Source organism: Campylobacter portucalensis, from assembly GCF_009690845.1.
Lineage (GTDB): Bacteria > Campylobacterota > Campylobacteria > Campylobacterales > Campylobacteraceae > Campylobacter_B > Campylobacter_B portucalensis.
Map to the genome: position 1 here is coordinate 1 of NZ_VWSJ01000007.1, position 13,452 is coordinate 13,452.

Annotated in this window: 10 protein-coding genes; 5 read left to right on the forward strand and 5 right to left on the reverse strand. The window is 30.6% G+C overall.

Translation table 11 applies throughout. From position 1 onward, the window contains the following. From F1B92_RS02745 to F1B92_RS02760, 4 genes are all read right to left on the reverse strand, one after another. Positions 1 to 4,960, reverse strand: a 4,960-nt coding sequence (locus tag F1B92_RS02745; RefSeq protein ID WP_229770892.1) for an ESPR-type extended signal peptide-containing protein, incomplete at its 3' end; no start/stop codon positions are given. A gap of 331 nt (positions 4,961 to 5,291) precedes the next feature. Beyond that, positions 5,292 to 6,881 (reverse strand): ABC-F family ATP-binding cassette domain-containing protein, encoded by a 1,590-nt coding sequence (locus F1B92_RS02750; protein WP_154570386.1) that lies wholly within the window; start codon positions 6,879 to 6,881, stop codon positions 5,292 to 5,294. Positions 6,882 to 6,890: 9 nt separating this feature from the next. Beyond that, complete coding sequence (locus tag F1B92_RS02755) at positions 6,891 to 8,069, reverse strand: tetrahydrodipicolinate N-succinyltransferase N-terminal domain-containing protein (RefSeq protein WP_407643624.1); 1,179 nt, start codon at positions 8,067 to 8,069, stop codon at positions 6,891 to 6,893. A 35-nt stretch (positions 8,070 to 8,104) separates the two neighbouring features. Continuing rightward, positions 8,105 to 9,196 (reverse strand): Mrp/NBP35 family ATP-binding protein, encoded by a 1,092-nt coding sequence (locus F1B92_RS02760; protein ID WP_154570388.1) that lies wholly within the window; start codon positions 9,194 to 9,196, stop codon positions 8,105 to 8,107. Positions 9,197 to 9,782: 586 nt separating this feature from the next. Between F1B92_RS02760 and F1B92_RS02765 the strand changes: the two genes are divergently transcribed. The 5 genes from F1B92_RS02765 (at position 9,783) to F1B92_RS09300 (ending at position 11,962) form a co-directional block, all read left to right on the forward strand. Beyond that, positions 9,783 to 9,953 carry a hypothetical protein gene (locus F1B92_RS02765; RefSeq protein WP_229770894.1) on the forward strand — a complete coding sequence of 57 codons (171 nt, stop codon included), beginning with the start codon at positions 9,783 to 9,785 and terminating at the stop codon, positions 9,951 to 9,953. A 306-nt stretch (positions 9,954 to 10,259) separates the two neighbouring features. Further along, complete coding sequence (locus F1B92_RS02770) at positions 10,260 to 10,523, forward strand: hypothetical protein (RefSeq protein WP_154570390.1); 264 nt, start codon at positions 10,260 to 10,262, stop codon at positions 10,521 to 10,523. Positions 10,524 to 10,794: 271 nt separating this feature from the next. Further along, positions 10,795 to 10,965, forward strand: a complete 171-nt coding sequence (locus F1B92_RS02775) for a hypothetical protein (RefSeq protein WP_154570391.1) — start codon at positions 10,795 to 10,797, stop codon at positions 10,963 to 10,965. A gap of 389 nt (positions 10,966 to 11,354) precedes the next feature. Further along, positions 11,355 to 11,738: a TonB-dependent receptor gene (locus F1B92_RS02780; RefSeq protein ID WP_154570392.1), complete on the forward strand. Its 384-nt coding sequence runs from the start codon at positions 11,355 to 11,357 to the stop codon at positions 11,736 to 11,738. A gap of 98 nt (positions 11,739 to 11,836) precedes the next feature. Then, positions 11,837 to 11,962, forward strand: a complete 126-nt coding sequence (locus F1B92_RS09300) for a hypothetical protein (protein ID WP_268233914.1) — start codon at positions 11,837 to 11,839, stop codon at positions 11,960 to 11,962. Between the two features lie 989 nt (positions 11,963 to 12,951). On the opposite strand, the gene F1B92_RS02785 is transcribed toward F1B92_RS09300, so the two are convergent. Beyond that, entirely contained in the window at positions 12,952 to 13,452 is a 501-nt protein-coding gene (locus F1B92_RS02785; RefSeq protein WP_154570393.1) for a flavodoxin, read from the reverse strand.

Genomic DNA, 13,452 nt, shown 5'->3' on the forward strand with positions numbered 1-13,452 from the left:
CAGCAATGACTTTAAAGTTAGAAGCTTTGCCTTTTAATAAGCTATCTACATATTTTTTATTTACAGCAAGTTTTTCATTGCTACTGCTATTGATATCTTCATTAATCGTTACAGATTTAAATTCAGGTGAGTTTTTAAAGCCAATTTCTATCTTAGCATTGCCATCTTTATCTTTAGTGTAATTAGTGATTAGGTTGCTGCCATTATAATCTTTAATATTTTCTGATCCATTAGATCCATTGGCTAATTTTACGATATCAATTCTTGAGCCAAGATATAGCGGATCTGTGCTTTTATTGTTATCAGCACCAAATTTAAAGCCTTGATTGATTTTTGAGGTAGCGTTTTTTAAACCTTCAACTACGTTTTTTGGTTCTTTTCCATCTGTTCCATTTACTTCTTTTAGTTTAAACTCGCTAAGTGTTAGAGTTTTAAATTTAGTCTTATCTGTATCATTTACATCAATTCCTAATTTACTAGCTAAATCATATAATTGTTTGGCACTAATGGCTTCATTTGAAGTGTCGTTTATGTCTGCACTAGCTAAATTTGAAATTTTAACTCCATCATTAGCTTTTGTAAATTTTAGTGCCTCTCCATCGACTTTTAATTCAACTTTTTTATCTGTATTCTTTACAAATGCTAAAGTGTAATTTTCATCCAAGCCAACGCTTTGAATGCCTTTTAAATTTTGAGCTAATTTTAATGTTAAGTTTTTATCTCCCACAACTACTGCGATATTTTTTTCTTCAGATAAATTTTTATCTGCTCCACCGATAATTTTTATAGCTTCATCAAGTTTTATTGTTGTTTGATTTCCCTTGTCTCCGCTAAATTTAATGCCTTTACTTGATAATTTTTCTCCAGCTTCTACGCCTTTTTTAATATCTTGTTTTATTTTTTCTTCTAAATCTAGCTTAAATTCAGTTACAGTAGTATTTCCCTCTTCAGAAATGCTAGACGTTACTTTTATTGAAGAATTACTTTCTGCTGTAACTTTTGCGGTTTTATCTTTTCTATTTTCTATTTGTGTTAATTTATTTTGTATATTGGTTACTGATTCGTTTGTTGCTGCGTTACTTAGCTTATCTTTTGCTGTTTTATTTAGGTCAAAAATAACAACGCCATTATCTTGAACTTTAGCTACTGTGTAGTCGCCATTTTTGAAATTTAGTGCTTTATCTTTAAGGTTGATTGTTTGATTATTTTCTCCATTTGCTTGATATTTTAAAGTAGCTACACCGCCTACAACCTTTTTAAGTTGTGCCACATTTACTGCATCTGTATCATCATACCCTGCAGCTAAACCTGTAATTCTTCTAGTTTTTTTACTGCTATTGTTTGTATCTCCGATTGCAAATTCTCCAGCAGTTGGTTTCCATATATAATCACTCGTGTTTGATGCTTTATTTGTTGCTATATCGTATCCATTATTTGTTGTATTTCCACTGGTTTTTGAACTACTTCCTATTGCTATACTATCTGATTTATCAACAATTGCTCCCTTGCCTATTGCAACAGCATTATTTACTGCTGTATAAACATGATTTTTTTCATCTCCATTTAATGCTTTGGCTTCAGCACCAATAACTACACTGCCTGCTGCGTTTGCTGCTATTGCTTTATTACCTAATATAACTAAATTACTATTAACTTTAGTATTAGAAGAAAAATTTTCTTTATTGGCATTTACTTGAATATTATTTCCTAATGCAGTTATATCCGTTCCGTTATACACTCTATTTTTATTACCAATTACTGTTGCCCAAGCTGCATTTTCAATATGATTTCCTTTTGTTTTATTATTTTCCACAATATGATTACTATTATGTTCCATATTAACCGCACCTATTGCTATAGAGCTTTTTGAATTTTTTAGTGTCGTTCCGCTACCAATAACAACTACAGCGTCTCTTTCGCCTTTTGCATCATATTTGTCTGTTAAGTGGTTTTTTGTGCCTTTTGAATTTTGTTCAACTATATTATTAGAACCTAAAACAAATGAATTTGGTATATCGACACTTACATTCCTTCCTATAACGATAGCATTTTTGGCTTTAGATTGAGCATTATATCCTATAGCAACCCCACCTTCTGCGTTTGGTTTTTCACTATCTATATAATTGTTTGCATCAGTAGGAGCTTCTACTTTAGCACCGACGCCTATGGCTACTGAATTTTCTGCTTTTGCTCCATCGTTGTTGTAATTTGAATTAGTATCTTGTTTAGAACCTTGCACCGACAAATAGTGTAAATTTGATGTGCCGCTTCCTAATTTACTATCAACATATGCTTTAGTAACTAATTCTTTATCGCTTGTTGGCGTATTGTTATTATCTAGCATAACTCTTTTAAATGTTGGTTCGTCTTTTATGCCGATTAAAAGCTCTTTGTTATTTTTTAAATATGAAGTTCTAATATTATTGCTTGAAAAATTAGCTTCTTTATTCAATTCTTTAATCTTCATATTTCCAGCTTTTATTATCAAACTATCGCCCAATTGATGTGTTGCGTTGTTTTCAGCATCTCCAAATATAAAACCTTTATTTATAGCGATGATAGTTTCATCGATTGCTTTTTTAAATGTTGTTGGAGGAGTAGTTTTTTGTTGGTTATTTCTACCAGTTTTTGGTGCTCCGTTGTATTCAACTGCGGTAAATGTAGGAGTATTAAATTTAGTTTTATCACTACTATTTACTTCTAAACCTAAAATAGTTTTTCCTAATTGATGAAGTTGCGTTCCAGTTATTGCTTCGTCTGAATTTTGAGAAATTTCGCCATCTAGGATATGTGCAAATTTAATTTTATCTCCCATATCAATAATATTTTTGCCATTTTCCAATCTTGTTTTTTCATTTGCTCCCTTAGGACCAGCAAAAACCTTATTGGCATCTATTGCTTTATTATCTAACGGCGTTCCATTTTCAGTATTTACTTTATAAAATTTACCGTCTGTATCCTTAATAACTTTAAATGTCTTATTGCCTTCTTTTGTATAATAAGCAACCACTCCCTCTTTATATGCATATTCTAAGGCTTTTAATTGCCCAACAGTAGCAGCGTCGCTATCTAATGCACCAGGAGCTACATTGATTATTCTTCTGCGTCCTATATTTCCAGAGCCCTTATCCCAACCACCAACAGAAACAACACCATCTTCTGATGTTGCTATATATTCATAACTTGTTCCTGATGGAATATAGGGCTTTAAACTTATTGCATTATTGCTATTATTCTTATTCGACGGTTTTGGATCAGCTTCGGTTCCAGTATAATAATATCTTGTATTAGAATTATAACCTAATGCTACTGAGTTTTTCATCGTAGCTTCTGAAGCATTACCTAAAGCCATTGAGTTTTCGCCGTTTAATTCATTATTGCTAGTATTACTTAAAACTTTTGAACCAATACCTAATGCTATTGAATCTTTTCCTTCTGCTCTTGAATAAGCACCTATTGCAAATGATTTATTTCCAATAGATTTAGAACCATATCCTAATGCAAATGATTCTTCTCCTTTTGAATAAGCATATGGTCCTATAGCAACTGATTTATCTCCTTTTGAATATGCTTGTCTTCCTAATGCTAATGAATTTTCTCCACTTGCTATAACATAATATCCTATTGCAACTGCTCCAGTCTTACTATTTGTTTCGGCTTTTAATTCTCCTGTACCATCTTGTTTTGTTGCAACAACTGAATATAAATTTTCTTTATTTTGATCCAATTTAGATAATTTGTTATATATTTTTGTATTATTATCTGTACTATTACCATCATATAATTCATCTAATACAACTCTTTCTGTACCATTACCAATTATATTATTATGTTCTCCTTGAATTTTAACATTTGACATTGCTCTTGTTCCTATAGCTACAGAACCAGTTCCACCAGCATAAGAATTTAACCCATACACCATAGATCCTCTATTAAGTGCTTGTATATTGTTACCAACTCCAACACTTTGATCTGAATAAATATAAACTTCATTCCCCAAAGCTACTGATGAATCACCGAATGCTAAAGTTCCAGTCCCTAGTGCGGTAGAGTAATTACCTTTAGCAACAGATAGATTTCCAATAGCCAATGAACCATGTCCGTAAGCTACATTTCTATTGCCAATAGCAATAGATGAATCACCAAATGCCCAGTTATGAGTTTTATAATAAGGGTTTTTTTTATCATACATTGATAAATATTCTTGATACTTTTCTTTAGTAGTGGTTTGATCGGCTCCATCTATTGCTGCATATTCTCCGGTATAATTAAATTTTTCACCATTTTCACGAAATAATTTCCAAATGTCATAGCTAAGACCTTTTGTTGAATAATCTTTCATTCCAGATCCTATATTATCAGAACCAATAGAAATAGATGACTCGCCATAAGCAACAGTGTCATTCCCTAACGACACAGACTCATTTCCATACGAAAAGGCTCGATATCCAACCGCCGTTCCTTGATGGCTGTCTTCGTTATCAATTATACTAATGTTTTTACCGACAATAGCACGGTAACCTATAGCGGTTGCATCATTTCCACCACCTACTGCACGAGAACCAATAGCAACCGTATGTAAGAAATCTTTATTAGTAAGTTGAGTATTTGCTCCTGTTTTATTGAGCAAGTGAGATAAAATGACGGACTCATTAGATTTATTTATACGAACTTTCTTCCTGTCTAACCAACAATCATTATCAACACATTTATATGGAGCTACCGTAGAGCCGTAATTATTTCCCTCATTGTTGCCTAATTCATCAAATATATAGGCGTTATCACTCCCATACACTATACTCGACAACAGCCCGCTCATCAACAACGCAAGTGAAAATGTCCTAAATAAGCTCGCACCCCCCCCCGTTGCGGTAGAAGATTGGCAGTTTTTAGCTATCTCAGGAACAGCTTTTACTTGAGATGTTTTGATATTATACTTTGTTTTAAAACTTTTATTCATATTTTTCCTTGAAATTATTATTTAACATTATAAAATACAAAAAAATGTGTGGCATTATACCATAAAATTTTTATTAAAAAACAATAAATATAGATTTTGATAAAATTATGTGTAAATTTACACTAAAAGTTGATAATGAGTTAGTATTTTAAATGAATTTAAAAATAAAAGTCTTTAAAAACTAAAACAGAGCAAAACCTGATAATAAAAATATTAAAGGCTTGTAAAATAAAAACAAATAGCTTTATCATTAAATTGATGTTTAGACTATAAATTTAATTAAAGCCCACTTTTAGCGGGCTAGATATAAATTAATGTTGCTTAGGCTATATTAATAATCTTGATAAAGGGTGTTTCTATACTCCTCAAAGCTCCCTCTAAAATCAACCACTTCACCATCTCCTTTTAGGTGGATAATTCTATTTGCAAATGCATCGATTAACTCTCTATCGTGGCTTACACAAATGACATTTCCTCTAAACTGATAAAGAGCTTCGCCAAGAGCGATAATAGCTTCTAAGTCAAGGTGGTTGTTTGGCTCATCTAAGATAAGCAAATTTGGCTTTATAAGCATTAATTTACTAAGCATTACTCTATGTTTTTCGCCTCCGCTTAAATCTTTTACGCTTTTTTCTTGTTCGGCTCCGCTAAAAAGCATCCTACCAAGACAACGCCTAATCTCATCTAAGTCTTTATTTTTGCTATCTTGTAAATGTTCATAAAGTTTTAAATCACTTGTTAATTTAGAATTTATATCTTGTGCAAAGTATCCAGGCTCAATCGTAGCTCCTAAATGCACACTTCCACTATCTGGCAAAATTTCTGCCGTTATAATCTTACAAAGAGTGCTTTTGCCAACGCCGTTTTTACCTATAATGGCAACTTTGTCACCTTTTTCAAGTTTAAAATTAAATTTATCAAAAATGATTTTTTCACCAAAACTTTTTGAAATTTCGTTTAATTCTAAAATTTCATTTCCTATTTCTCTATTCATTTTAAAAACTATACTTGGCTCTCTTCTTGAACTTGTTAAAATATCGCTGATATCGAGCTTATCAAGTTTTTTTTGACGACTTGTAGCTTGCTTGGCTTTGCTAGCATTTGCACTAAATCTAGCTATAAATTTTTCTAATTCTTCTTTTTCTTTTAGTTTTTTGTCTCTTTCCATTTGTGCTTGTTTTTGTATCAAATTTGAGGCGATATACCAGTCATCATAATTTCCTGCAAATTCACGCACTTTTTTAAAATCTACATCTAAAATATCAGTACAAACTCCATTTAAAAAGTGTCTATCGTGGCTGATAACAACCATCGTTCCATCGTGGCGATTTAGTTCATTTTCAAGCCACGAGATAGCTTCAATATCAAGGTTATTTGTAGGCTCATCCAAAAATAAAATATCAGGCTTAGGAAATAAAACTTGAGCTAATAAAACTTTAAATTTATCTGAGTTTTCAATCTCGCTCATAAGTTTATCATACTCATTTAACCCCAAAGATGATAAAATTCTCTCGCATCTTGTCTCATACTCATATGTTGGATCTTCTTCAGCAGTGATAATTTCAAGCTCGCTTAATCTTTCATTTATCTCATCTGTAAATTCCTCACTCATATAAAGACGCTCTTTTTCCTTAACAGCGTCATAAAGTCTTTTATTTCCGTATAAAACTGCATCTTTTAAAGTAAAATTTTCAAATGCAAACTGATCTTGACCCAAAACTCCTACTTTAAGACCAGAATCAATACTAATCTCACCACTACTTGCTTCTATTTCACCACTTAGAATTTTTAAAAATGTTGATTTTCCAGCCCCATTTGCACCTATAAGACCGTATCTATTGCCTTTATTTAGCGTTAAATTTATATCCTCAAAAAGAAGTTGTGTGCCAAATCTCATCGTTAAATTTTTAATCTCTACCATAATCGCTCCTTAATGTAAATTTTCATTTAATTTTATAGCTCTAATGCTTAGGCTAGCTGTGATTTGACCTGTTTGGCTATCTTGCCTAAAATGAAGTCCGTTTAAAAACGACAGATCTTTTGCTTTATAAATTTCTCTATCAAATTTAAAATCTGGATTTGATTTTTGAAGCAAGACTCTATTTTTTTCATCTATAAAAATTTTAGTTCCTTCTAAAATAGCAATCCCTCCATCAACTATACAATCATCACCAAGAGGAATGCCTGTAACTGAATTTGCTCCCAAAAGAGTTCTTTTGCCGATACTAATAGGATTTCCATTTGTTCCGCTTAAAACCCCTAAAATGCTAGCTCCTCCGCCAATATCTGAACCATCGCCTACTATTACAGAGCTTGAAATTCTACCCTCAACCATAACCTTGCCTGTCGTGCCTGAGTTGAAATTTACATAACTTGCTCCTGGCATTATAGTTGTGCCATTTGCTAGCTGTGCACCCATTCTAACTTTAGAACTATCTAAAATTCTAACGCTATCTTGAGGGATTATGTGCTGTAGAAATCTAGGAAATTTATCTACGCTAATTATGTTTGGATATTTTCCGCTCATTTTTAGCAAAATTTCATTTTCTCTAAGCCAACTAAGCTCAATTGGCTGTCCAAATTCATTCCACGCTACATTTGGTAAAAGACCAAAAGCTCCATCTAAATTTATAGATCTAATCGCCACTTTTTGTAAAGATAGTAAATATAGCTTCAAATACACGCTCTCAACGCTTTGAGACCTATCATCACTAAATAAAAATGTTACACAAAAGTTATTTTCATCTAAAAGCTCTTTTATCGTTAATAAATTTTGCAAATTTCTATGTTTTTGACCTTTTGCTTCATCTTTTAAAAACTCAAAAATTTCTAGAATTTTTGAAACAACTTTTTTATCTAATGTAGCAACAAATTCGCTTTTTGTTAAATCTAAATTTACACCACACTCATTTAAAGCCCATAAAATAACAGCCGCTGAAGAGAAATTTTCTTTAAAATTTACAACAGCATAATCTACACTTAAAATTTTATCAGGCTCCATAATGCCTTTATTAAGCCTACCAAAAGCCCAAGCTAGTGGCTCTTTATAAAAATTTTTTGTTTTTATATCACTAACAAATTCATTAAATTTATCCATATTTTCAATCATATTCATCCTTATTTTGTAAATTTTAATTATCTAAATCAATGACAATGTGCTTTTCCTGAGTTGTCGGGCTGGATGGCGGCATTGCTTGCTAAGTTTTCATCATCTATTTTTTTGATAATCTCTAAAAGCCTTGTAGCTGCAGCTTCGTATCTCGTTGCACTTATGCTATTTGGTGCATAAAAACTAACTGGCTTTCCTGCATCTCCGCCCTCTCTAATAGCGATTTCTATCGGAATTTCGCCTAAAATTTCGGTGCCATATTTTTCTACTAATTTTTTGCTTCCACCTTTTCCAAAAATATCATACTCTTTGCCATTATCAGGACATATAAAACCGCTCATATTTTCAACCACGCCTGCAATTGGAATGTGAAGTTTTTCAAACATATCAAGACTTCGCGCAGTATCATCAAGGGCTACAACTTGTGGGGTTGTAACACAAACTCCTGCCGTAACTGGAACGCTTTGAGCAAGTGTGATTTGAGCATCACCTGTACCTGGTGGCATATCTATAAATAAAATATCAAGCTCATCCCACGCTACATCTCTTAAAAGTTGTTCGATAGCTTTCATAATCATCGCTCCACGCCACATAAGACCTTGACCGCTTTGTATCAAAACGCCCATACTCATCATTTCGATTCCGTGAGTTAAAATCGGCTTTAGAGTCTGACCTATTACAATTGGTTGAGTATTTTCTTCGCCAAGCATTCTAGGGATATTTGGACCGTAAATATCAGCATCTAAAACACCTACTTTTAAACCCAATTTAGCCATTGAAATAGCTAAATTTACAGTTGTTGTGCTTTTACCAACTCCACCTTTTCCGCTACTTACCATAACAAAATGCTTTATTTGCGGGGCGATATTTTTACCGCTTTGAGAGTTGCTTTTTTCTTCTTGAATTTTTGGAGTTTTTATCTCCACAAATGTATTTTCGCCTAATAAATTTTTAATATCTTTTGCTAATTTTTGCGACACTTCTGCTTTATTTGAAACAATCTCAAGGCTTATAAAAATTCCATCCTTGACTTTTATCTCTTTTACAAAACCAAACTCAACAATGCTTTTTTTAAACCCTGGATAAATCACGCTTTTTAATTTTTCTAAAATTTCATTTTCATTCATTATTTTCTCCTAAATTTTAAATGTTTTGAAATTATACTATAAAATAATTTATAAATTTTAAAAAAGAGTTAAACTATCTGTTTTAAACTAGTCAAGATTAATTAAATTTAATTAATCGTATTAAAGACTAAAATGTTTAATCACATAAATTTATTTTTTTAAATTTAGTTTTTATTAAACATATTTAAAATATAACGATGACTTCTTGAATTTTTAATAATAATTATTGTGATGTTTGTTGTTAAAATCAAAATTTTAATTTAAAAGGAGTAAGATAATTTTATAAAAAATCTTTCTAATATCTGCTTTTTATCTTCTTTGATTGCTTTATTGTGTGTAGCACAAAATGTGCTTTTGAATGAAGTTTCTGTAGAATATAAAGAAAAAAAAGAAGAAGTGGTGGAATAAATTCGCTTATAGGATCAGTAAATTTTAAAACTATTGTCGTTGATGATATTATACAAGGTGATAAAAATGCAGGCTTTATGACAAAATTTTTGGTGGCACAAATGCTGCTGCTCAAAGCTATATAATAGCTCTTGCATTAAAACATCAATTTTTAAACGATTCTCAAATAGGATTTTATTTGCAAGCAGTATCCGTAAAATTTCTCAAGATTATGAAAATGGGGGGGGGTATAAACATAAAAGATGTTGATAGAAAGGATATAGAAAAAGCTTGCACAGGTTATATTTTATCAAATCATACTAAGTGTGAAAAAGAGTATAGAAAAAAGCTTAATAGAGCACATTTTTAGCCATCACTACTACAAAATAAACCAAAAAACAACCTCACAAAAAAGAATATATAGATGAGCATAATGAATTAATTTTGCAATTTAGAGATCTAAAAATAGCCCTTTCAGGTAGAAAAATAGTAAATAATAACTACCAAATAAATTAAATCTCAACAACAATAAAAATATAGATATCAAAATGCTTTATGCATATAATGCAGGAGAGCAAAAATATGAAAATGTTCTAAATTTAATAGCAAAGAGATAAAAGAGAATTTAATTAGTAAAAATGCATCAAAAACATTCGATATAAGTCAGGCTTTTTCTTTGGAGCTTTTATATGATACAAAACTAGAAACGACTTTTGGTATGAATTTGCTTAAAAATAAATATCAAAAAAATCGCCATCCAAAAGAGCTTGCTTATAATTTTGAAAATGGAGAATCAGATACACCAGATCAATGTCTAGAATATGATGGAGGAAAAAATATCCTAAAGGCTATATTCAATGCATGCAAAGCACTAAATCAAATACATTTCAACCTGATGGTAAACAAGAAATTCAAACTTTCTATCTTTATAGCACTTTAAGACATAATACCTATACACTAAATTTCAATATCAACCATCAAAATATAGCTACTAATGAGAAATTTTTCGTAGATATAAAGGCACAGGTGGTGAGTGACCTATTGGTAAATTTAAAAATGGTACTATAACAGGAAATAGTTTAGCTAGACAATATAGAGGAATTTTGGCTTAAATATGCTAAACAATATTGCAAATTTAAAGAAGATAAAGACAATGATGGCAGTGAAGAAGATACGTTTTTTTAGAAGATTATAAAGAATAAGATTTATCAGTGCAACAAGGAAGAGATGGTAAATTTTATAACTACTCATTTGGATTTTCAACAAATTTTCACGAGTTTTTTACGCCTTTCATAATCTACTCAAAAACGCATAGAATTAAAGAGGTATATTTCTCAGAAATTGGAAATCAAGCTGTCGGAATAGACTTAAAGACAGAGTAAGCTAGGACTATAGAATATGCTTTAACTCATATAAAGAGAGATTATTTAGCGATAACGATACCGTAGTCTTTAAAATGCTATTTTATAACCAAAGATAAAAGACTATATTATTAATGCAAAAAGAGAGTGCAATAACAAAAGCAAGTTTAACTGCTATCCGCACATAACACACCTAAGCCATCCAAAAGATGTAAACATAAAGGATTTGAACTAGAGTTTAACTACGATATAGGATTTTTTATGCAAATTTAGCTTATGCACACCAAAAGACAGACCAGCCAAGTTCTTATGCTGCTGCAATTGTAAGAGCGGATGCTTCTACAGCAGATAATATATGATATCAATGCTACCAAAAAATTATGGATCAATTGAGCTTGGACTAAGACTTTTTGAAAAAAAAATTGACAATAGGAACAACTGCAAAATATTACGGCAAAAGTAAACGTGCTAAAGTAGCAAAAGCTAAAGGAGATGCTATCATTCCTGATGTTTATTCATCAAAATTTAATAATGAAAGCAAAATGCGTATAAGTGAAACAGAAGAACTAAAAGCACAACCGATAATTTTTGATTTTTATGTCATATTTAGACCAAATGAAAATTTCACCATAAAAGCCGAAATTCAAAATTTATTTGATAAAAAATATATAGATCCACTTGATTCAAACAGTAACTCAGTAAGTCAAACTGACTTTATAATGGGTATTGGAGATATCACTACGCTTAACAACTACTCAAAAAGGGAGAGCCTCTTTAATAAATTTTATATATAAGAATTAAACAATTTTTATGCTCTTAAATTTTATGAATTAATATAAATATCTGGCTTCTTTTTACGAATTAAAAAATTACAAAAAAGAGATGTTTAAATATGAAAAAATGGATTTTTATATTTTTTATAGCTCTTGCAATTACTAGATGCAAAGCTTTGATTAGTGTAGGCGACCATAATACAAATTCTTACACAGATAAAAAATTTAAACTACAAAAAGGATGAAAAATAAATAATAGTTTTGAAGAAAAACAAGTTCTTTAAGTTTTGTTTTGATAAATTTTATAAATTCTTGTATTCTGCCTCTAGTGCCTGATTTAAAATTTTTTTGTTGCTGTGTTAAAAACTCTGTAAAGTTTGCGTTTCGTTTGTTTTTATATTGTAGCTCTAGCTCTTTGTGATAGCTCTCTAAATTTTCTCAATCTTTATCTAGCTCACAATAACTCTCTTTAAGATTCTTATATAAACTCATCAATTCTTGAATTTTGCTCTCTTGCTGATTTATTGTATTGTCTATAGGTGTTATTATTTTCCTTTTTTAAATCATTATTTTATAAGTTATCATTGTTGTTATTGCAGATATTATTTCTATTAATCCTACCTTGATATCTACATAAATGCTAAATTTAAATTGATATTTATTAAATTTATGTTTTTACTATCTTATATAATTGACTTTTTATTTATACTCAATAAATAGCTATAAAGAATATTTTGCAACTCACGCAAATCAAACGACCCTAAGTTTAAAAGGCTCTTATGGAATTTAAATAATAATTTGCTTATGGCTTTTTAAGAATCACCACCACATTTTATTTTAATACATTGATGCTTGAAATAACCGCCATCTAAAGCTTTTAATTTTTATTTTATCATCACAAGCTTTATTAAAATCAAAAGCTATTTGCACGCATTGTAGCTGAGTTAATGTGAATTTTGAACTCCAGCTTTTAATTGCTAAATACCATAAGTATCTATTTGCTATTTATAAAACGAATTTAGCTTATTTAATACTAATCAAATATCGCACAAATTAAACAAAAACTCTGAGATAATGTTTTTATTGATAAAACTAGTTCTAGATATTAAATATATGCAAATTTTATTTTAAATATTACTTTAAGTCAAGATATAAATTTACTGAAGCATATATTTTAAAAATCAAAAATATCTAAAAGCTAAAACTAAATTTATATCTAAAAATAATCCAAATTTTATTCAAAATATTGCTTAATGCTATCTACCCAGTTTGAAATTCTATCTTCTGACTTTTCTTCTTCATTATCATAATCAAGCACTAAGCCAACAAATTTTCCATCATCGCCCAGTGATTCACTTGCTTCAAAATCATACCCATCGCTACTTACTTTGCCAATATTTATATCTGCACCAGCTTCGACTAATTTATCATATAGTTTTTTCAGGCCGTTGCAAAATTCATCACCATAACTTTGACTATCACCTACGCCAAAAACAGCAACTGTCTTGCCATTTAAATCAAGTCCTGAAAAATCAAAATATTCCCAATCATCTTGCAAATCACCGCTATTCCAAGTAGAAGTACCACATATAAGCTTATCATAACCATTTAAAGTATTAGCATCGGTATCTGCTATATTTATAACATCACATGCTAAACCCAATTTTTCACATATAGTTTTAGCTGCACTTTCTGTATTTCCCATCGAACTTCCATAAACTATCGCCAATGACAT

Bases quoted from the DNA above. Each gene is read 5' to 3' on its own strand.
- F1B92_RS02755 (WP_407643624.1), bottom strand. From the start codon at position 8,069: ATGATTGAAAATATGGATAAATTTAATGAATTTGTTAGTGATATAAAA.
- F1B92_RS09300 (WP_268233914.1), top strand. From the start codon at position 11,837: ATGAAAAAATGGATTTTTATATTTTTTATAGCTCTTGCAATTACTAGA.
- F1B92_RS02760 (WP_154570388.1), bottom strand. From the start codon at position 9,196: ATGAATGAAAATGAAATTTTAGAAAAATTAAAAAGCGTGATTTATCCA.
- F1B92_RS02750 (WP_154570386.1), bottom strand. From the start codon at position 6,881: ATGGTAGAGATTAAAAATTTAACGATGAGATTTGGCACACAACTTCTT.
- F1B92_RS02785 (WP_154570393.1), bottom strand. From the start codon at position 13,452: ATGTCATTGGCGATAGTTTATGGAAGTTCGATGGGAAATACAGAAAGT.